This is a genomic window from Pseudoalteromonas sp. SCSIO 43210 (assembly GCF_054133285.1).
Genome location: NZ_CP087225.1, coordinates 2,663,759 through 2,685,825 on the forward strand (window position 1 = coordinate 2,663,759; position 22,067 = coordinate 2,685,825).

16 protein-coding genes and 2 pseudogenes are annotated in these 22,067 nt (G+C 37.3%); 13 read left to right on the forward strand and 5 right to left on the reverse strand.

All coding sequences use genetic code 11. The annotated features are described in order from the left end of the window. The first annotated feature begins 547 nt into the window (after positions 1 to 547). A complete protein-coding gene (locus LOS73_RS11460; RefSeq protein ID WP_457933670.1) occupies positions 548 to 3,304 on the forward strand; it encodes a glycosyl hydrolase family 8 in 2,757 nt (918 codons plus the stop codon). Between the two features lie 517 nt (positions 3,305 to 3,821). Here the strand turns inward: LOS73_RS11460 and LOS73_RS11465 are convergent. Further along, complete coding sequence (locus LOS73_RS11465; RefSeq protein WP_033028784.1) at positions 3,822 to 4,682, reverse strand: alpha/beta hydrolase; 861 nt, start codon at positions 4,680 to 4,682, stop codon at positions 3,822 to 3,824. 279 nt (positions 4,683 to 4,961) lie between these two features. Here LOS73_RS11465 and LOS73_RS11470 point away from each other — a divergent pair, with 279 nt between their 5' ends. The 7 genes from LOS73_RS11470 to LOS73_RS11500 all read left to right on the forward strand — a co-directional run bounded on the left by LOS73_RS11470 (position 4,962) and on the right by LOS73_RS11500 (position 10,676). Then, positions 4,962 to 5,339, forward strand: coding sequence for a BlaI/MecI/CopY family transcriptional regulator (locus LOS73_RS11470; protein WP_033016230.1), 378 nt, complete (start codon positions 4,962 to 4,964; stop codon positions 5,337 to 5,339). Positions 5,340 to 5,536: 197 nt separating this feature from the next. Further along, a complete protein-coding gene (locus LOS73_RS11475; RefSeq protein WP_457933671.1) occupies positions 5,537 to 6,694 on the forward strand; it encodes a peptidoglycan DD-metalloendopeptidase family protein in 1,158 nt (385 codons plus the stop codon). A 42-nt stretch (positions 6,695 to 6,736) separates the two neighbouring features. Further along, positions 6,737 to 7,405, forward strand: a complete 669-nt coding sequence (locus LOS73_RS11480; RefSeq protein ID WP_007375157.1) for a hypothetical protein — start codon at positions 6,737 to 6,739, stop codon at positions 7,403 to 7,405. A gap of 84 nt (positions 7,406 to 7,489) precedes the next feature. Continuing rightward, positions 7,490 to 8,512, forward strand: coding sequence for an acyltransferase family protein (locus LOS73_RS11485; protein WP_457933672.1), 1,023 nt, complete (start codon positions 7,490 to 7,492; stop codon positions 8,510 to 8,512). Between the two features lie 439 nt (positions 8,513 to 8,951). Continuing rightward, positions 8,952 to 9,368: an alpha/beta hydrolase gene (locus LOS73_RS11490; RefSeq protein ID WP_237113700.1), complete on the forward strand. Its 417-nt coding sequence runs from the start codon at positions 8,952 to 8,954 to the stop codon at positions 9,366 to 9,368. Positions 9,369 to 9,794: 426 nt separating this feature from the next. Then, positions 9,795 to 10,133, forward strand: a complete 339-nt coding sequence (locus LOS73_RS11495) for a MerR family transcriptional regulator (protein ID WP_008138200.1) — start codon at positions 9,795 to 9,797, stop codon at positions 10,131 to 10,133. A 72-nt stretch (positions 10,134 to 10,205) separates the two neighbouring features. After that, on the forward strand, positions 10,206 to 10,676 hold the full coding sequence (locus tag LOS73_RS11500) for an NAD(P)H-dependent oxidoreductase (RefSeq protein WP_457933673.1): 471 nt from the start codon (positions 10,206 to 10,208) through the stop codon (positions 10,674 to 10,676). Here LOS73_RS11500 and LOS73_RS11505 read toward each other — a convergent pair. The 4 genes and pseudogenes from LOS73_RS11505 to LOS73_RS11520 all read right to left on the reverse strand — a co-directional run. Next, positions 10,643 to 10,981, reverse strand: a pseudogene (locus tag LOS73_RS11505) (integrase core domain-containing protein); the annotation flags it as partial. The gene LOS73_RS11500 and the pseudogene LOS73_RS11505 overlap by 34 nt on opposite strands. A 17-nt stretch (positions 10,982 to 10,998) precedes the next feature. Next, a protein-coding gene (locus LOS73_RS11510; RefSeq protein ID WP_457933674.1) for an IS3 family transposase occupies positions 10,999 to 12,113 on the reverse strand; the annotation gives its coding sequence in 2 pieces (ribosomal slippage) (positions 10,999 to 11,861 and positions 11,861 to 12,113; 1,116 coding nt in all). Between the two features lie 70 nt (positions 12,114 to 12,183). Further along, positions 12,184 to 13,028 (reverse strand): annotated as a pseudogene (locus LOS73_RS11515) (IS3 family transposase); the annotation flags it as partial. 686 nt (positions 13,029 to 13,714) lie between these two features. Continuing rightward, positions 13,715 to 14,599, reverse strand: coding sequence for a LysR family transcriptional regulator (locus tag LOS73_RS11520; RefSeq protein ID WP_033028778.1), 885 nt, complete (start codon positions 14,597 to 14,599; stop codon positions 13,715 to 13,717). A 164-nt stretch (positions 14,600 to 14,763) separates the two neighbouring features. On the opposite strand from LOS73_RS11520, the gene LOS73_RS11525 reads away from it, so the two are divergent. From LOS73_RS11525 to LOS73_RS11545, 5 genes are all read left to right on the forward strand, one after another. Then, positions 14,764 to 15,264: a nuclear transport factor 2 family protein gene (locus tag LOS73_RS11525; protein ID WP_007375151.1), complete on the forward strand. Its 501-nt coding sequence runs from the start codon at positions 14,764 to 14,766 to the stop codon at positions 15,262 to 15,264. Between the two features lie 528 nt (positions 15,265 to 15,792). Continuing rightward, positions 15,793 to 16,233, forward strand: coding sequence for a hypothetical protein (locus LOS73_RS11530; RefSeq protein WP_033022888.1), 441 nt, complete (start codon positions 15,793 to 15,795; stop codon positions 16,231 to 16,233). Between the two features lie 159 nt (positions 16,234 to 16,392). Further along, positions 16,393 to 16,908, forward strand: a complete 516-nt coding sequence (locus tag LOS73_RS11535) for a ClbS/DfsB family four-helix bundle protein (RefSeq protein ID WP_007375148.1) — start codon at positions 16,393 to 16,395, stop codon at positions 16,906 to 16,908. Positions 16,909 to 17,308: 400 nt separating this feature from the next. Next, positions 17,309 to 18,457 (forward strand): N(5)-(carboxyethyl)ornithine synthase, encoded by a 1,149-nt coding sequence (locus tag LOS73_RS11540; protein ID WP_033022886.1) that lies wholly within the window; start codon positions 17,309 to 17,311, stop codon positions 18,455 to 18,457. A 1,156-nt stretch (positions 18,458 to 19,613) separates the two neighbouring features. After that, positions 19,614 to 22,040: an alpha-amylase family protein gene (locus LOS73_RS11545; RefSeq protein ID WP_007375145.1), complete on the forward strand. Its 2,427-nt coding sequence runs from the start codon at positions 19,614 to 19,616 to the stop codon at positions 22,038 to 22,040. Positions 22,041 to 22,067: the final 27 nt, after the last annotated feature.

Genomic DNA, 22,067 nt, shown 5'->3' on the forward strand with positions numbered 1-22,067 from the left:
ATAGAACTAGAATAATAGAACTAAAGCAATAGTTTTGGCGTTGTTGACTGCTTCACTCGTTAAGCTTTTTTTTTACTAAACCCAAACACTTTATAAACTCGCAGCAACTATCTCATTTCTCAATAGTTAAATTACTAATGCACTTAAGTAAAGTGTGAGTCGCTTGTCCAATATCACGATTTGCAATAGCGTTTAACATCATTTTTCAATTTTTATTATTCCTATTTAATCTGCTTGCATCGCCGTCCCCCCTTAATTGTTAATATTTAATGACAAAAATGTTATTTATTTAAGATGTTATTGTCAAAATGACATTAACATCTATAATCATCTGTGCATTGATTGTTAATTATTCAAAAAAACAACATAAATAAACTAGGTGATATGTGAAATCTGGTTTTGCTGGTTGTGATATTTGAGTTGATTGTTGTACGCAGTGTTTTACGAGTTTATTACAAGTGTTTAGCAAGTAGCTCTACATTCATGTATTTCTAAATAATAAAAAATATGGATCGTAAAGTAATCAAATATTAAAAATAGGATTGTTATGAAAATTAATAAATTATTATTGCAGGTTTTAGGTATAAGTATATTAACAACAAGTACTTACGCTCAACAATTGGCAAGTGGTGAATTAGAAGGCGGTACATTACTACCTGGTTATTCTAGTGTTATAGATACACCTTTTAACGGTGTCGCGGCATTTGCTAACAATGATGGCGTAGAAGTAAATACCCAAGTGAGTGGCATACCGGGGAAATTTCGTTTAGATATTCGTGGTGCAAGTACCGATAACAGCGCTGCCGGTATTAGTGTATACCTTGGCGATAAAAAAGTGGGCGCAACCAGCTTTAGTGGTTCATCTGCTAGCGTATCGAGTATAGATTTTAAATTATCGAGTCAACCCAGTAATACAAAACTTAAGTTTGTTTTAGAATCTGATAATGGTGGCAATGACACCTTTTTAGATTTTTATGAATTACACCGTGTTGGCGACATTCCTGCAGCGCCTGCAGCGCCTACGTTACCAAGCCAAGGAGCATTCGACTCTGGTCAATATCGTAGTATGTTCCAAGAGTTTGGTTATTCTTCGTCAGAAGTAACAGCGCGTTTAAATAAAGTTTATGACCAATTATTCCATTCTACCGATACAGCTAATAAAGCGATTTTCATTCCTACTGGTAATGATATGGCTTACATTTGGGATGTGGGTAATAACGATGTACGCTCCGAAGGTATGTCATACGGTATGATGGCGGCTGTTCAAATGGATCGCCAAGATGACTTTAATAAATTATGGAAATGGGCCAATACTTATTCTTTAAATAAATCAGGCAACAATAAAGGTTATTTTGCATGGAAAGTAAGTACAAGTGGCCAAGTGCAAGATGCTGCGCCGGCGCCTGATGGTGAAGAGTACTTTGTAACAGCACTATTTTTTGCTGCTAACCGATGGGGTAATGGCTCAGGTATTTATAACTATGAAGCACACGCAAACCAAATATTAAAAGACATGGTTGGTAATGGTGAAACACGTTATAACAATCAAGGGCAGTTAGAACAATATACCTTAATTGATAAAGCGAACAAACAAATCGTATTCTCGCCATCTACCCCTACTGACCGTAACTGGACCGACCCTTCATATCATTTACCTGCCTTTTATGAATTGTGGGCTCGATGGGCTGATAATAATAATGACTTATGGGCTGAAATGGCGGTTGAAAGTCGTAAATTTTTTAAGACAACTGCAAATTCTAGTACCGGCTTATCACCTGATTATGCCAACTTTGATGGTAGTCCACATGGCAGTTTCCAAAAATGGAAAGAAACTTTTCAATATGATGCATGGCGTACTATTAGCAATGCCGCAATGGATTATTCGTGGTTTAAAAAAGATGAGTGGCAAGTTACGTGGGCAACACGTTTACAATCTTTCTTTAAAGGCAAGGGGATTGATACCTACGCAGGTTTATATAACCTAAATGGTTCATTATATGATCCAAATAATACCGACCATTCACCCGGTTTAGTTGCTATGAACGCGATAGCAAGTTTAGCGTCTAATAAGTCAGATGCTTGGGAGTTTGTTGATGCATTTTGGAATACACCTGTGCCGGAGGGAAAGTATCGTTATTATGACGGAACTCTATATATGTTCGGTATGTTAGCGATGAGTGGTAACTACCGAATCTATTGTCCAAATAACGGCTGTGAAGGTAGCGTAATTGATCCAGGACCTGGAGACGGTGGTAATAATGCACCTGTAGCCAACAACGACTCAATTTCAACAACCAAAAATACCAATGTATCTAAAAATGTGATTTCAAATGATAGTGATGCAGATGGTGATTCAATCAGTATTACTACTTACTCACAAGCGGGTAATGGCTCTGTTAGCCAAAATGGTAATAGTTTAGTTTATACGCCAAATACTGGATATACCGGTACTGATAGCTTTACCTATGCAATAACCGATGGTACAACAACAAGTAACAACGCAACCGTAACGGTTAGTGTTACTAATGATGGTGGTGGCATTACACCAACAGATCGCCTTTCTATTCCAGGAACTGTTCAAGCTGAAGCGTTTGTACGTGAAAGTGGTACGAAAACTGAAGATACTGGTGATTCAGGTGGTGGTTTAAATGTCGGCTATATTCAAAATGGTGATTATTTAGACTTTGCTGTTAATGTTGCAGAGGCGAGTACTTATACCGTTGAAGCGCGTGTAGCATCTGATTCTAATGGTGGTACATTAACGTATTTACTAAATGGAACAAACAGTATTGGTTCTATTAACGTATCAAACACTGGCGGATGGCAGACCTATCAAACGGTTTCTACAACAGTTGATTTAGCTGCGGGTAATCAAACTATTCGGACTAATTTTACGGGTAGCGGTTACTTATTTAATGTGAATTACTTTAAGTTCATTAAAAATGGTGGTGGTACTACACCTAATCCAGATCCTACACCAGCTCCAAGCAACAGTGTGACTTGTGAATTTGTATTAGGGGATGATTGGAATTCAGGTTTTTCAGGTAATATTAAAGTAACCAATAATGGTGATACTGCTGTATCAGGCAATTGGTCTGTTACCTGGTCATATCCTTCAGGGTACGGTCTTACTAATAGCTGGAATGGAACGGTTACAGGTTCAAATCCATATACAGCAACACCTAATAGCTGGGATAGCACGATACAACCAGGACAATCTATTGAGTTTGGTACACAGAACTCTAAGTCTACGAGTAGTTCAGCAGCACCAGCAATAAATGTTACGGGCACAATTTGTAATTAAAAAAGGTTTATTACTTAGTCTGTAATCTGAAAAAATAAAAGGTGTTAGCAATCAAATTGCTAACACCTTCTTAATACTTATCATTAAATCGTTTCATGATGTTTAACAAACAGCTAAAATAGAGTGATTTTTAATTTATCGCAGTGAATAAATTATGATATATAGTTGTTACCATTCAATAAGCCAATCAATTTGGTTGCATGAAGTCACTATCCTTTCTTTTATGCGACCATGATCTGAATCAATACTTTTGTAGGGATTTAATTGTCATTCCGTACCCTAATTTAGAATTGAATTCGCTTGTTAAGTGAGGGTTTTAGTAATTAGAGTGACTGCTTTGTTTATTGTTTTTGGTTGTTAACTGGGTTATCAACTTTCGGCCATGTTGTGAAAATGAATAACATTAGACGTGACGTAGTTTTTGTAAAAAGACGTAGTTGCGCAGTTTGTGTAATAAGCAACTAAAAAGCACATAAAGCTAATAGTCTGCAGTGAAAAGCAGACTATCGCACTAGCGTTATTTTTGTGATTCGTAAAATAGTACCAACCCTTTTGAAAGTCCAACAGGAAAAGTTGAGTAGTGATCTGTTCCTTTTACTACTTCATCCTCTAGTTTTAATCCTTGGTAATTGCGTGATCGTAAACGGTTAGCAAACTTCATATGACCTGCGACCATATCTTCTTTCATACCATTATCTAAAGTCTCTAATGCGCCAGTTGCCATAAACACATTGGCCTTCAAGGACTTATTCTTCTTGGCATACTTATCTTCTAATTCAAATATCCAATCATTTTTAAACCAAAGCGAAGGGCTAGTTAAGATGTAAGCAGAAAACAGCTCCGGCCTAGTTAACAGTACCCAAGCACCAAATAAACCTCCCAATGATTGCCCAGACAATATTCGTTGTTTAGCGTTAACTCGGTAATTGTGATCAATGTATTGAAAGACTTCTTTTTCAATAAACTCTAAATACTTGTTTGCTCCACCGGTTGTGTATTGTGTCCAGCTCTTGTTAACTACAGGGGTTAAATCCCTAACTCGACTGAATTGGCCATTTTCTCCATGAGCAAATGAAATACCAACCACAATGACGTTATCCATGTTTCGCATATGAGTTGCACCAGCAGCAACTTTGAAGGTATAAGGACCATCATTTAAGTAAAGTACAGGATACTTAAATGATTTATTTCCTTCCAAGAAGTAACTACGGGGCACTTTGATAAATAAATCATATTTCTTGCCCAGTACTTCAGAGTCAATCGTCACAACCTTGCTGCTAGCAATTTCAAAACTACGATCTTCAGCAACTGCTGCATTGTCGCAGCTTACGTTAAACATAATAATAAAAGTTAAGCATTTTACAAAAAACAGTTTCATCTGATATTTTTCCTTAATTTTGCTTTATAAGTTTAATATTGGAATTTTTAGCCGTATATCTAGCGATTAAAAAAGTAGTTAAATCAGTCTGCAAAAACTTGTTCGAAGTTGATTCTTCCGAGTGAAGGGTTACAAAAATTCAAACGGAAGCTATAAATCACATTTTTAAAATAAATTTTCATAAATTTCCAAAATCAAAGTGTGACATGTGTCACAAAGTTGCTTTGTAACATACCGAATGTTAAAGTGCGACACAAGTCACACTTTTTAAGTTTTTATATGAAGCCAAATTCAACAGAGTTAGAAATACTGAAATTACTTTGGAAAAAGCAGCCACGCACAGCCAAAGAAATCCATGAACACTTGGCATTAAAGTATGGATGGTCATACTCATCTACACGTAAAACCTTGGAAAGAATGGGCAATAAGGGAATTTTAGAAGTAGGTTCCTCAGGCAACAAAAAAACCTTTAAGGCATTAATTGAGAAAATACCGACGCTTGCATCCTACATGCAGGAGTTCGCAACCAATGTCTTAGAGTTAGATGAACCTCTACCTGTCACTATGTTCGCTGATAGCCGTTTAATAAATAAAGCAGAAATCGATGAATTAGAGGAACTATTAAATCAACTCTCAAAGGATGAAAAACAAAAGTAGTGGACTCTTTCATTATTCAATTCATAGTAAATAGTATTTTTCCTTGGCTTATATTTTCTGGCTTTGCTTATGCTTGCTCATCTTATATAACCAAGTACGATAATACCTCGCCAAGTATTTGGTGGTCAGCGCTTTTAGCTAGCTTTTTACCCTTTATCTCTTTGTCTCTTGGCACTCTTAATATACCTATTGCTGATTTGGATTATATAAACTCAAGCTTAGAAAGTGTACAAATAGTAAAACAAGCCAGTATTACTCATGCAAGTTTGCAGAAAGTAGATTTAATCGCAACAGCGCTAATTGTTGGTTACTTTGGTTTTACCTGCTTAAAATTAATTAAACTATTAGCTGTTTGGCAAAACCTCAAAAGCTTATCAAGAGCATCTGAGTTAATAAATGAGCTGTCGACTAGTAAAGTGAAGGTTGTAATTTCCTCGCTAAACCATAGCCCTTTTGTCATTGGCATAGCGGCGCCCTATATCGTGCTACCTAACTATTTTTCATCGCTAAAAAAGGATCAACAAAACATTTTGATCCAACATGAGCTAACGCATATTACAAACAAAGATCATATTACAATTCTTTTATGGAGGGTCTTAAGCACCCTTTTATGGATAAACCCATTTGTTAAAAAGATGGAATGGCAGTTTATTCGCGCTATGGAACACAAGTGTGACAGGCTGACAATATGTCGCTTTAATTTTAACAAACATGATTATGCCAAGGCACTGTTGCAATCATTAAAAAAAAGCGTTCAATTTGATAACAACAATCCAGTCGCTCAATTTAATTCTGGTGCGCTTTGCGCTGATGATTACAAAGCGAGGCTTACACACATTGCTTATCCAACGAATAAAAGCCGACTTACTTTAACTTTAAAGTTCTTTTTAATGTTACTTGTTATTTTTAGTCTGCATATATTTTTAAAAGATTCCGCAATGACAGGCAATCTAACTTGGCAGCACCCACTAGATAACCATACGATAAGCTCAACATTTCGTAGCATCAGCAAGGTTAGAGATTATAAGCCACATCGTGGTGTTGACTATGTTGGAGAAAGAGGTAGCCCTGTGCTGTCTGCTGCTGATGGAATAATAGTTATTTCAGATAACAAAACCTTGCATTCGAACTATGGAAATACTGTATTCATTCAACATAAGAATGGCTACCAAACGTTATATGCACATCTAGAATCGAGTAAGGCCAAAGTCGGTTCTTGGGTTAAAGCTGGGCAGGTTATTGGCGTTATTGGTGATACAGGTAAAGCGACAGGGGTTCATCTTCATTTTGAAGTAATTAAAGACAATCAAAGAGTTGATCCTAGTTTAGTGCTCGGCGCTAAAACTACAAGGTAATAGCTTCTATTTCAGGCACTTATAGCTTTATAAAGGTATGATATGTTTAAAGAAAAATGTTTTATTATTTTTACTATTCTTTTTAGTTCATTTAGCTATGGCAGTGAAATATTTGATAGCCTCCCAGACACAATAAATTCATCTGATAAATATGTTTTTTATTCTCACGGATTCATTGTAGAGGGCATAGATCCTAAACCTGTCCATGAGCGCTGGGGGCAATATAATTTTCCAGCTATTAAAAAGGAACTTGGTGACTCAAGCTATCATTTAATTGCTACTCATCGACCAGCGAAAACCCATCCTTTTAAATATGCTGAACAGCTATCTAAACAAGTAACTAAATTACTAAAAAATGGCGTACTTGCAAGTAACATAACCTTAGTTGGCTTTTCCCGTGGTGGGTTTATCACGGCAATTGCATCGAGTAATTTAAAAAACATGGATATTAACTTTGTAATCTTAGCGGCTTGTACAAGCGGATTAGCTAAAAGAGCAGAAATCGCTATTTATGGTCATTTATTATCAGTATATGAAACATCTGATTCTGTTGGTTCGTGTGACAATGTAGTTGCTAGGAATCTTGGCACTGTTAGTTCTTATAAAGAAGTTTCGATTTCAACGGGTAAAGAACATGGCGCTTTTTTTATCCCCAGAAAAGAATGGATAGTACCCGTTAAAGCCTGGTTAAAACGTAAAAAGCCTCAGTAGTATTGTATAAGATCTAAGATCATACAGCCGATAATTCAATTTGAACAACTTAAAAAGTAATAAGCTAAGGATTAAATCAACTTCATGGAAATTAGAAAATTAAACTCTTTAAGAGCTTTAGCCGCCCTTATTGTATTTGTTACCCACTTTTCAGATATAACTCATTGGTTAAATGGCTCTCTAGGGGGTGGTTCTGGAGCCTATGGTGTAATGTTATTTTTCCTTCTTAGTGGGTTTTTAATGTCACTTCTTTATTTAGACACTAAGTTTAGCAGAGCAAATATTGAACGATACTTATTAGCCAGAGCTGGCCGAGTTTTACCCCTATACCTTGTAATTTTATTTAGCTCTTACTTATTAACACAAAATAACTATGATATTTTATACAACATAACTGATCTTAATTCGTTAATAGGGCACCTTTTGTTTATACATGGCGAAAGTGTGCTTTGGTCAATTCCACCAGAAATACAATTTTATATTATATTTGTAGCTTTCTGGTCTTTAGCAGGCGAAAGGAAAGGGTATATATATTTATTAATCGTAGCCTTTATGATGTTTTGGTATTTAGCTGATTTCCCAAGGTTATTTGGTGAAATTGAAAGTATTCCTTACAACTTTTTTAGTACTTTAAGAACGTTTCCGTATTTTTTTATTGGCGTTATATTTGGTTTGCATTACAAATCACTTAAAGTGCCAAGTTATATGAAAAGTAACTGGTTTATATTAGCTTTATGTTTAATACCTCTATTGTATCCTGAGTTTTCACCTATTAACGAGGGCGACAAAAAAAAGATGTGGCTTAGTTATGAAGTTTTATTTGTTATGAGCACAGTATTCTTTTGTGTTGTTTTTTTAGTACCAAATAACAATATTGTTTTAGCAAATAAAATTGGTGACTTTTTAGGGAAGGTGTCTTACTCATTCTATTTATTGCATATGCCTATTATCGGAATAGTTAATAAATTAAATTTAAACAATGAACTTAAGCTGTTGTTATCACTGAGCTTAAGTGTGTTTTTTGCGTATGTATCGTATGTTTTCTTCGAAAGGCCTATTGCAAATAAAATTAGAAATCTTTCGAATAAAAAGCAGCAAAAAATTTAGTTCTTACACATTTAAGGAAAAGAAAGAATGTTTTTAAGCTGGCCTTTGCTGTTGTTTTTTGCTCTATAGCGTTAAGTGCGAAGAAGAATACAGAAGTTAAAATTCGAAATACGCATACCTTGAATCAAATCTGAAAAAAGTGGATTAGAATATGAGCTTTATATACGCTTGCCCAACAATTATTCACAAAGCAATAAAAAGTACCCTCTGGTATTATTGAAAGACACGGGCTACTTCGTTGCAGCGGCGAGTGGCATTGTACATCTAATGGGGGCAGATATTTTAAGGATGTCATTATAGTCGGGATTTCATACTCCAAAGGACATGACCTTTTGATTAGTCGTACAAGTGACTACACACCAACATATGCCTCAAATGAAGGGGGCACTCGCTCCAACCTCAAAAGCATTCTGGTCAAGCCAACCAGTACATAAGTTTCATTTCAGATGAAGTTTTACCTCTTATTAACCATATGTACCGAATTAAGCCGGACAAAAAGATATTTGTTGTCTACTCATATGGCGGGTTGCTTGGCGCCAACATTTTGATCACTCATCCTGAATTGTTTGAGTATTACATTTTAGGTAGTCCATCGTTCTGGTATGACAATAAAGCGATGTTTCGGCTGGAAAGTAACTATGCAAAAAGCAATAAGGCCATGAAAGCACAAGTGTTTATATACATTGGTAGTGAGGAGGGCAGCATGGTTGAAGAAATGCTAGCATTTGAGACTCAGTTAAAGTCACGAAATTGTCGAGGGTTAAGTATCCAATCCAAAGTATTAGCAGGGTTGTCTCACCGCAGTGCTTTTGCAGTGTTATTAACCTATGGTCTTCAAAAAGCTATTTCTAAATAAAGCAAAGGTAACTAACCAGTGGCTAAGATTTTTATGGCCACTAATGGCACCCAGTAGTACTTCAGCGAATAGCGGTCATTGAGGATTAGTTGTCATTAGCTAAATGAAACTTTACTCACCTTTACATGATAAAACAATCTAGCCCAAGCATAATATTTATTAATAGCAATAGCTTATACTTTTTGGTATTAATAAAAACTTATAAAATAAGGATATTTTCGCGCTAAAATAGGGAAGGTGTCCTCCATTTTTGGCCTCCTAAAGGTAAAGTGAAAGAATAAATAGAGGCTAGTAGTGCTTCTAGTAGGTCTTATAGATAGTCGGCATTACGTCAATAAAAATGCTTAAAGTTGATTATAGGACTCGTTTTTTAATTGAATCTGGCTGTTGAAGTTATTCTACGGCCTCGTTATAAGTCGGTATTATATGTACATTGGTGAAGCATCAAAAAAAACAGGATTATCTATTAAGGCAATTCGATTCTATGAAGAAAAAGGATTGATAAGGCAGCCGGAAAGAAAAGGCCGCTATAGAGTATATGATGAAACAGATATAGAGCTTCTCATATTAATTAAAGAGGCAAAGGATTTAGGAATAACGCTGTCTAAACTTAGAGGCGTTATCGTTTACAATGATAACAAAGTTGACTGGAAAAAAATTAAACAATTTTTAAGCGAGATAAGAAAAGAATTAATTAGCAAAATTGAGGATATAAATAAGCAAGTCAATAATATTGATAAATGCTATAACCAGATAAATCCCTAAATAAACATTTGACTCTCCCCTAATGGGGAGACGGTAAACTCCATCTCACATAATTAATTATTGGATAATGAGATGAGTAAGCGGGTATTAGTTCTGGTGGGAAATCCTAAGAAAGATAGTTTTGTAAGTTCTTTAGCTGAGGCTTACTTAGATTCAGCTAAAAATAAACACGAGGTCCAGCTGATAAAAATATCAGATATGGAGTTCAACATCGATCTTTCCAGCGGATATGATGAAAAAGCCTCCTTAGAAGATACGTTAAAGTCATTTCAGGCCTATATTGAGTGGTGCGATCATTTAGTTATTTTTACACCCATTTGGTGGGGGGCAGTACCTGCAAAATTAAAAGGACTTATTGATCGAACATTTCTGCCTGGTTTTGCATTTGAATACGAGAAAGGTAAATCTATTCCCAAAAAATTACTTAAAGGGAAAACAGCCCGAATTGTGATGACGATGGATACCCCACCATGGTATTACTTTTGGATTCAAGGTGCCCCATGTAGTGGTCAACTAATTTTGGCCACAGTTTTAGAATCTTGATATCTAACCTCAGATTCATTTGGCGCTAAACCAGCATTATAATGATGCGGCCTAACATTGTTGTAATATCCATTTATGTAATCACTTACGCTATATTTAGCGTCTATAAAGTTTCCATATCCAATCTTTGGCATCCATTCCGTCTTAAAGCTTCTAAAAAATCGCTCCATTGGCGCATTATCCCAACAATTTCCACGTCTACTCATACTTTGTGTGATTTTATAGCGCCATAAACGTTGGCGATATTTTAAACTTGTATAATGGCTACCTTGGTCTGAATGGAACATGAGTCCTGTCGGTTTCCCTGGTAATCCCCCCATTTTTAATGGAGGCTATCTGTAGAATTTTCGTTGTTTAACTTTTCCAGTTTTTGTATGGGTGTTATTCCACCTATGCCCATGTTAGGGCGTTCATTATTATAAGTCCATAACCAATCGGTTGCTTTATCTTGTAACTCACTAATATCCCTGTAAATATAATGACTTAGCCAGTCATACCTAACCGTGCGATTGAACCGCTCTACATAAGCATTTTGTTGCGGGTTACCTGGTTGAATAAATCGTAATTCAATATTATTATTTAACGCCCACTCTGCTAATTTATGGCTAATATATTCAGGCCCATTGTCACACCTGATAGCTTTTGGCTTACCACGCCATTCTATAATTTGATTGAGTGAGCGGATAACACGCTCAGCGGGGAGTGATAAGTCAGCATCTATTGTGAGTCCTTCGCGATTGAAATCATCAATCACATTGAACAAGCGACACGCTCTGCCATCAGATAATTGGTCGTGCATAAAATCCATTGACCAACATTCGTTAATGGCCTCAGGGACAGCCAATGGTTCAGGCTTCTTCCTTGTTAGACGTTTTCTAGGCTTTATTCGCAGATTCAACTCAAGCTCACGGTAAATACGATAAACGCGCTTATGATTCCATGTGTAGCCTTTAACATTGCGTAAATATAAAAAACATAAACCGAATCCCCAATTACGCTGACATTGGCTTAAATCCAATAGCAACGCTGCAATTTTCTCATTTTCATCAGACAGTTTTGGCGTATAGCGATAGCATGTTTCACTTATCATGAAAGTACGACAGGCTAAGGCAATACTCATTTTATTTGTGCTAACGACTTCATGAGCCAAGACTTTGCGCTCAGAAGCCTTTACCACTTTTTTGCCATTGCCTCCTGAATGACCTCAGATTTCAGCCGCTCTTCTGCATACATTTTCTTTAAACGGCGATTTTCATCTTCAAGCTCTTTCATTCGTGTCATTAAAGACGCATCCATGCCGCCGTATTTAGCGCGCCATTTATAAAAGGTTGAGTTGCCCATACCATGTTCGCGGCATAGCTCAGGAATAGGCACGCCGCTTTCTGCTTGTTTTAAAATGGCAAGGATCTGACTGTCTGTAAAATGTGCTTTTTTCATAATTTTCTCCTGTGTTTACAATAAGAGAAAATTCTACGTTTGGCATCTATTATTTTTCGGGGGGATTACCCCCTCTGCTTTCATATGCGAGTTCAAGCGCTTTTAGCGTTAAATTAGTATCTGGTGACAACGACATTGCCCAGCCAACCACTTTGCGTGCAAATAAATCAATAACCACGGCTAAATAAGCCCAGCGATTGCCTGTCCAAATATACGTCACATCACCGCACCACACGGTATCCGGCTCAACAACATCAAACTGTCTATCAAGCAGGTTTGGGATTTCAAGGTGTTCATTGCCACCACGTTTATATGAATGTTGAGGTACTTGGCAACTTTCGAGCTTTAATTTAACCATTAGCTTAGCTGCACGATAACGGCTCAATTCAAAATCATTGTTCGTTGCTATCGCTGCGATTGTCCGTGCCCCTGCTGAACCACCACTCATCGCATGTATTGCTTTTACTTCAGCCTCTAACCTTACTTGCTCAGGTGTCGGCGTTGTATCCCGTATGGCCCAGTACTTATAGCTGCTGCGATGCACATTGAATACGCTACACAGCAGACTAACTGGATAACGCTCTCGTTGATTTAACTTCTCGATTAACGAGAATTGTTCAGGGAGTCGGACATCAAGAGAGCGGTAGCCTTTTTTAATATATCCTTTTCTAATTCAATGCGTTGGATTTGCTTTTTAAGTTCGCGGATTTCAATTTGTTCGGGCGTCATTGGTGAAGCTGTGGGTGTCTGACCATTGCGTTCTAGCTTTAATTGAGTAACCCATTTACTTACGGTTGATTTACCCACCCCCATAGCTTTTGCTGCGTCTTCTTGCGTATAACCTTGGTCTACTACAAGCTGAGCCGTTTCTAATTTAATTGCCGCTGAATATGTTGCGCGTTTTAATTTCGTCATTTTTTCACCCAAATTTGTATGCTTATTAGCATAACATTTCTTTCTTAATGGGTGGCCAAAATCACTGTACCACTACACCAGCTATCAAACAATTAAAGACAACAACACTCAAATTCGTTGGTTTTGGTTCTGTGAAAAGTAAAATGATTGGCCCTATTATAAGCTCTACTAAAGAGTCTAGAATTAAATGGATTTATGATATGTCAAAACTAGGGGCTACTGCTAACTAAACTCACATCATATATGAGCCTTAACTCTGTCAATAGGTATTAATGTTATTTTTGACCATTTTTACCGTAATAAAAGATAAATTATTAACCTAAAAATTGAATTTAATGGTGCAATCTTGTTGCTTAATTAAAGTGGCTGTCTTGTTTATTTTATGGTTTTCAGATGCATTACCTAATGCTTTAAAAGCGCTTAGCGTTAATTACAGGAACTCGATTTTTAATTGGATTTTGCTGTTGGAGTTATTCTACAGCCTCGTTAGGCCGCAAGTGATGAGTGGCACACTTACAGGAGCTTTAAAATGATCCCATCGGCTTATACAGAGCTACTGGCCTCGAAAGCCGCTACATTGACCCAGGACTCTAAAGCCATCTGCTACTGAAGACGGGGAGACGTCGAATCTTGAATAAGTAGGGCAGGCACACGTTAAAAATTATCGAGTGCCGAAATCTCGGAGTTTAAGTGCCGAAACCCGCCAAACGAGTATGATCTGGCTTAATTGCTTCTTTCATAAAATCAAAAAATGCTTCTACTCTGGCAGACTTCTTAAGATCGCGATGCGTCATAATCCAAAGATCTATACTTTGCTGTTTTATTTCCACATCAACTTTTTGCAGAGTGCCAGAACTATCACCAATAAATCGGGGCAGGAACGCCAGCCCCATCTCTTGCTCCGCCGCGATTAGCAGAGGCTCGAAAGAGTCCGTTTTCATCACTATCTTTTCTTCCGATATGCGCTCAAAAAACTGCAGCGATGCTTTACTTTGGTGCATGACTAACCACGATGCTGAGTCGAGCAGATGCTTACCGTGAAGGCTGTTTATGTAATTTGGAGTTCCATATACACCAAAGGCAATCTCACACAACTTCATACCAGCTAAGGGATCTGGCAGCTCGCTAGCTGGGCGTATCGCTACATCTGCATCCAAATGGGCTATATCTAATCGACGTGACGTCAGACTCAGATCTAACTGAATTTTTGGGTAAAGCTGGTGAAAAGCAGCCAAATGATTACCCAATACTAAGCGGAAAAGTGCGTCTGTTGTGGTTATGCGCAGCAAGCCTTCCAGCTTCATTTCTTGTCCAAAAATCTTGCGCTCCAACTCCTTCACGGTCGACTCTAACGCAACTGCTGACTCCAAGAGTTTCTGTCCCTCAACCGTTAATTTGTATCCAGTAGGAAGCTTATGAAATACCCTTAACTTGTGGCGATGCTCAAAAGTGTCGAGCCGGCGCAAAACGGTGCTGTGATTTACCCCAAGTGACCGGGCAGCAGCAGACAACGACCCCTCATTTGCAACTGAGAGAAGGTATTGAAGGTCCCCCCACCTTATGTTGTGCATTTTTGCATACTTAATGTGTTTAATTAGCGAGTTTTATTAAAATTTAGCACAGGTATAGTTATTAGACAAATGCAATGAGCGAGAGCGAAACCTAAGCATACGCGACGAAAAGTTCCTGCTTCTCATGCATTCGACTTCGAATACTGACAACCAGGAGAAAGAGAATGACTAAAAAAACACTACTCATTGGCCTCGCTAGCCTCTTTGCTTTGTTCCAACTAACAGCTGTACAGGCAGGCGATGCAAAGACTGTTGACTCAACAAAAACCCTTGAAACGGCCCAAGCATTTTTATGGGCTGCGGGCTCTGGTGATATGGAAAAAATTAAGTCGTTAATGAGCGATGACTTTGTTTGGCATAACGAAGGCGACAAGTCATTGCCATGGATTGGTAATTGGGAAGGAAAAGACACAGTTCTAAATAAATTTTTTCCCGAATTTGGAGCAGCCCTTAAAACCACTAGCTGGACGACTGATTACAGCTTTGCATACGATAACCAAGCCGTATTTATGGGCACCATGAGCGCAATTCTTAACCATTCCGGTGTAGATACTGGCAAATTCAGCTGGGCGGTACGCGTTCAGGTTGAGGATGGCAAGGTTAAAAGTTGGAACTGGCTCGAGGATAGCTACGCAATCTCAAAAGCCTATCACGCCAAGAAATAAATTGTACTCACCAAAGTAATCTTAAAAGCTTGGCTCCCTCTGTCAGGATATCAAGCTTTTATTCAACATGTATAAAAATTAACAAGACACCTATCCTAAATTTTGAACAAAATCACCAATTAGGATGACACTCATCCTAATTATTACTAAAAAGCCAACAAAAACAGTATGAAGAGTGCATTGTTATAAATAATGAATCACGTAAAAAGCTGAGCTATGTAGACAAAATGAAAGTGAATGCCTTTAGTTTACGCTGCGGCAACTGTATTGCCTTGTTCATAATATAGAAAAGCTGAAAAACACGATGCATTGAGAAGGGTAAGCCCTTTTAACTTAAAATAAAGCCACTGAAACACCCGTAAACCCTTCCAAAACGCCAGTTAAAACAATACCAAACCAGCTTTTATATTCTATGAAAAATACAGTAATCGATTGAACCAAAATAGGAACTCAGCTATGGTTGATTTATCAATAAAAATAAATAAAAAACGAGTTAATCTACAGGCTCGTTAACTGCCAAGGGTAGCCATGAGTCAGAATCCCAAATATTCAGAACATCAAGAATCATTAATTGCTTTGGTTACACATTTATCAATGAGCAGTTGGTCTGCACGCACTCCATCAAATTTAGCAAAAGCACTATCAATAGATAAAGATGAAATTGAAGTAGTTCTTAGTTCTTTTAAAGGTCTATTTAGGAAATCGAAGAATAAAAGCAAAAAAACTGCTGACTATTTTTATAGCTTACAAATTCGGCATGCTAAACAGTGGCTAAACGAAACTGACGATGAGAATGAAGACTCTAAAAAACCTCCGCTTGAAGTGGAGTATTTAACTAAGCTTTTAGACTTTGTAATATTTAAGGCCGCCGAAGAACGGCGCAATAAAATTGCGCAATTAGGCCCTTGGATTACAGCTATTGCGTCGTTAATTGTGGCTGCGTTAGCAATCGTAGTAAAAAGCAGTTAACAAGGCACTTAAATGGAAGTAAAACAGCCTGTTTTATGGGATCCAAATGGATTACCTAATGCTCTAAAAATGCTTAGAGTTAATTGCTGGGGCTCGTTTTTTAATTAATTTTGGCTGTTGGAGTTATTCTACGGCCTCGTTATGTTAATGGAGTCACCCTTGTCATCTGTCCCCCAAAATAAACAAGAATTGGAACAAGCAATTCAACTAATATTTGATAAAATTCTAGCGGACTACTCAAGCATTCCTGAAGAGCTATCTAGAACTGTTAGAGTAGAAGGGAATGTTAAAGGAACAGAAATCAGTGTTAGTGATACGCTTGCTTATCTAATTGGTTGGGGAAAGCTAGTAATTCAGTGGAATAAACTTACGTCAGCTAAGCAATGTGTGGAGCTTCCTGCAACTGGTTATAAATGGAATGAACTAGGAAGGCTAGCTCAAAGTTTTTATTTTGAGTATCGTGATTGGAGCTACAATGACTTAATCTCTGAGTTTAAAATAACAACAAATAATATTTTGTCGCTAGTTAGTTCATTAAGTGAGCATGATCTTTACGGTGTTGCTTGGTATAAAAAATATACATTAGGTAGAATGATCCAGCTTAATACCTCATCACCAATGAAAAATATGCGCGCTAAAGTAAAAAAATTTAAGAAGAGCAATGATATAAGATAAAAATCACATAACAAGTGACTTTGGTGCCACCGTTCGCTCATGGGCATAGCCGAAGTTGATATAAAAGCTGAACGTTCAGCTAGCCCAATTTAAAGTGGATTAAATCTGCTCTACAGGCTAGTACTCTCTATATTTCATTTTGAGATACTCAAGTTAGTAGTACTTATTTCTGATATACTCAGTCAGCACTTTTACTCAAAAGGTAATAGTCTTCAGCTTGCAACTTAATGCAAGTTAACTCACTGCTCTTCATTATTTATTGCCAAAATTACACCTTTGTAAAATAGAGTTGGTTCATCCGAGCCAAAAACGTACATAAAAACACCGCCTAAGTTTATTGGCGAAGTATGATGATTCGTTGGTGAACTCAAGCGTACTTACTTTATAAACAGGACTTAGCATGAGTGAATTAACTATCGGCGTTATCGGAACATCCCGCAAGACAGATGAAAGACGGTATCCTATTCACCCAGAGCACTTATTACGAATTCCAGAAAACCTTAGAAAACAAATGGTGTTTGAACAAGGCTATGGCACCGCTTTTAATGTTAGCGATGAATATATTGCAACGTTAACGGGTGGCATTGCATCGCGCAGCGAAATACTTACCCATATTGGAACGGCCATTATTGCAAAGCCTGTACTTGCTGATTTAGAAGAAATGCGCGAAGGAGGCACTATTTGGGGTTATGCCCACTGCGTTCAACAGCATGAAATAACACAAGCGGCAATTGAACGTAAACTTACCTTAATTGCTTTTGAAGATATGTATGTGTGGTCACCAAACGGAAATGTAGGGCGCCATACTTTTTATAAAAACAATGAAATGGCAGGGTATTGCGCAGTAATACATGCTTTGCAACTTAAGGGTATTGATGGTCATTATGGCGATCAACGTAAAACGATTATATTTAGTTTTGGTGCAGTGAGTAGAGGCGCTATTTACGCTCTTAAAGCGCATGGCTTTAGAGATATTACAATTTGTATTCAGCGTCCTGATCACGAAGTGCGTGAAGAAATATTAGATTGTCACTATGTTAAGGTACGAGAAGGTATTGAAGGAGAGTCTCGCATGATGGTTGTTGAGCATGATGGGACTAATCGGCCACTTAGCGATCTTATTAGCGAAGCCGATATTATAGTGAACGGGACTTATCAAGAAACAGCTCATCCGGTTAACTTTGTCATTGAATCAGAAGCCGAGTGCTTAAAACCAAACAGCTTAATTATTGATGTTAGCTGTGATGAGGGGATGGGATTCTTTTTTGCAAAGCCGACAACGTTTAAAAACCCTTTATTTCGATATAACAACACGGATTATTATGGCGTTGATCATACACCGAGTTATTTATGGGAAAGCGCGACGCGTTCAATCTCTGCGGCGCTCATTGTATATTTACAAACGATACTCAAAGGTGCTTTGCAGTGGCAAAAAGATGAAACCATTCGCCGTGCAATAAACATTGAGCAAGGAATAATTAAAAATACGGCAATTTTGGCATTCCAAAACCGCGAAAATATTTACCCTTATAACGTAATAACACAATGATTATACCAATCCGCAATAATACTTAATCATTTTACGGGGCTAAACGTGTCGCTACCTGTGTTAAAAAACTCTCATTTACGACTGCATGGATGCAGAAGGTAGAGCAATGCAGGAGCAATTGCCGAGAACAACTAAATAGCGAATTTTTTGCCTAGCTATCAACACGTTTTTCCATCCTCAAAATAGATCATTTAATTAAGCGAACTGGTATTAAATTTATCTCTAATCTAATTTTACATAAGGGTTTATTGAACTTTAGAGGTTAAATTTGCAGTAGTCTGTTTGGTATTTAGGCAAGGCAGAGCCTATGCAGTGTGGTTATTCCCCATAAATGGGCAATAACGTAGCATTAATGCCAAACAGGCGCTGCCTAAAGGGTTCTTTCTAGGAGCTACTTATTCTTACATGGATGTAAGCCATTAGAATAACGCAGGAGCTATCGAGCCCACTCGGTTACAAATCTCGCGTCGCGATTAAATAGCGCCTAGTTTGAACAAATTTTAATCCGCAAAGATCAACAGACCATAGATTAATTAGGGGTGTGCACTTCGTTTTAATGCAAGTAATTTTAAGGCGAAGTGTTTGTTAGTCGATATTAAACTCTTAAATTCAGAATGTTATTTTAAGTAGTTGATGACTACTTTGTATTTTCGAGTAGGTTGAATTGCCACTTTCTACCATGTCAAAGTAGCGCATGAACCACGTAATTAAGTTCGTACTACTATTTATTTGTCCTTAAATTTTAATACCATTATAGATTACATTATCACTACAACAGTACTTTGTGAAAAACCAAATTGAGCATTCGATCTTCAGGTCGATTCTCCTACGAACGTACAAAAAAGATTGATGTAGATGGCACCAATGACCTTGAAAATATAAGCGCCCAGATAAACTTCTCTCTATCAATGCCCTAATTTATCATCAACTAGAGTGCCAATCGAAATACAAAAAGTATTCATATATAAATTAGATATAAAGTATTTCATATTTAAATATTTATTATAAATAAGTGTGGGATCCCACCATGAAATATTTTACTTTTGGCAAAGAAAAGGAATTACAAATATAAACATATGATGTATGTTGTCGATATTAAATAATAACAACAGTGCAAAAACCTGTTAACAGATAACGACCTCAACGGGAGAAAAATATGAGACAACATCTTTTAGGCTTCACACTAGCCCCCTTATTTTTGCTTACAACAGCATGCTCGCAGCAAGAAAGCGTAGCTAAAGTTGATAACAATGAAACGCTAAGCGCAACGCAAAATAAATACGAGCAAACTGCGACTCTAAAAATAGCAAAATTAAAAAAAATGATGCAACAAGCACAAAGTAAGCAAATTGATGTAACGCGTGAGCAGAGCATTATCTGGTTTGCAGAACAGTTCTTAAAATTTGCTAACTGGGATGAAAATAATTACGACGCAGTTGTAAAGTTATTTGGCTACGAGCGTCATTACGCTGCCGACAAAGAAAAACTAGCAAAAGAGTTACCAAATTTTGAGCGCGAAAAAGTCATCCAAATTTTAGATAAAGGCATTAAAGAGCTTGGGCAAGAGCTTTCAGGTGAAATTAAACGTCGCCCTGTAAATAAGGTTGATTGGCAAAACACAAAAGCACAAGACAATATGTTTGTTAGTAATGATAAGCCTATTTTTTTATATGACTATTTTTCAAAGAGTGTTGGCCAGCCACTTACTAATAAAGATGTTTATAACGATCATTTAGGTGCGCTTTACCATGGTGGTGAAGATTTGTATCCGGTGGATCATGACCGCGCTATTAATTCATTTTTAGTACGTGAAGATGGCACCTTTGACGAAGAGTTAATGAAAGAGCTAACGCGCATCCCTGATACCAACATTGGCTTTTTGGTTTATTGGTTAATGGGCATTCCAAAGTGGGTTGAAGAGCAAGAACCAGAAGTTAGAAAAGGCCGCTCGTTATTTACTGGATTCGATATTGATAACCCATTAGCGCGAGATATTTGGGGTAAAATAATCCGTAAAACGGGCGAGCTTACTAAAGGTAAAAAAGTAACTGAAGTAGGGTTTGTGTTAGCTAATGAACCACACTGGTATGCTGAAAAAGGCCACTGGACACAAAAATTCCAAGAAATGACCAGTATTTCTTCATACACATTAAACAAGTTTAGAAGCTGGTTAGATAAAAAGTACCAAGGTGATATTAACGAGTTAAATGAAAACTGGGGAACGCATTTTAGTCAATTTTCAGATATAGCTATTGAGATACCTATCGATCCTGCGATTAAAGGCGAGCCTAAGTGGTACGACTGGACACGTTATAATATGGACAGAAGTACTGACTGGTTTACTTACGTTCAAAATGAGCTGCATTCTGTAAATGAAAACGCCGATACCCATATAAAAATTATGCCGCGCATGTTTATGGATGATTCGCGTTCTGGTGGTATTGATACAGAAGCATTGGCCGAGTTAACAACTATGGTAGGGCACGATGCTAAGTCTTTTGGAAGCGAAAACATCCGTCCTGGTAAGTCCTCTAAGTGGATTGAGAAATACGCTTACAATTGGGGCATTGTAACGATGTTTCATGACTTTATGGAATCAGTTGCACCTAATAAAATTAATGTAAATTCAGAATCTCACTTTTTATCTTCGGGTCAGTGGCGAGATTTAGATACACGTACAAGTTATGTTCGAAGTGTTTATTGGCTTGCAACTCTACTTGGAATGGATGCCAATATGGGTTGGTTTTGGGCGCGTGATCCAGATGGTTCACCTGAGGATCGCTTAGAAGGTGATCTCGACTTTTTTGACCCAGGTCTTGGTGGTGCATTTGCAGGCTCTAATAACATGCAGCCACATGTAACTAACGAAGTTACTCAAGTGATGTTTGATCTTAATAGTTTTTCTGAGGAAATTATAGAACTTAGAGAGCAGCGTCGTCCTCTTCGATTGTTTTATTCTGAAACAACAGCGATCAATACAAATGACTATATGACGAAGGGTTATAAGCTTTACGAAAATCTATTTTTTGAAGGTTTCCCACTTGGTTTTGTCACTAAAAATGTAATTGAAAAGCAAGATAACAACAATTGGGATGCAATACTGGTTTATCGCAATAACTTTGTTACAGATGAAGAGTTTAGTGCGCTTCAAGGGTACTTAAATAAAGGTGGTACCGTTATTTTAGACTCAGCGAAAAGCTTGTCTTTAGATGAGTACGGACATACGCGTAATGCTAAGTTGTTAGCCAATAAAGGTAAGCTTATTGTTATGCCTAAAGGTGCAGACGTTGAAGCCATTAAACAAACTGCACTAGCAGAGGTTTCGAGCAGCACGCCTGATGTTATTGTAAAAGTAGACAATGGTGAGTCATTTAAAACCACAACATGGCGTACGGTTAAGCAAGACAACGGCAGCTACCTGGTTAATATTTTAAATTTGGGCCATGGAACAGCAAATTTAAAATTATCACTTACAAACGGCAAAGCGATTACAGTTAAAAATTTAATGACGAGTAATCAATTAGAGAACACGTTCGATATCCCTTCAGAGGGTGTGCTTTTATTAGAAGTTACAGCTAAATAGCAAGTGAAAATTAACCAGTATATATTT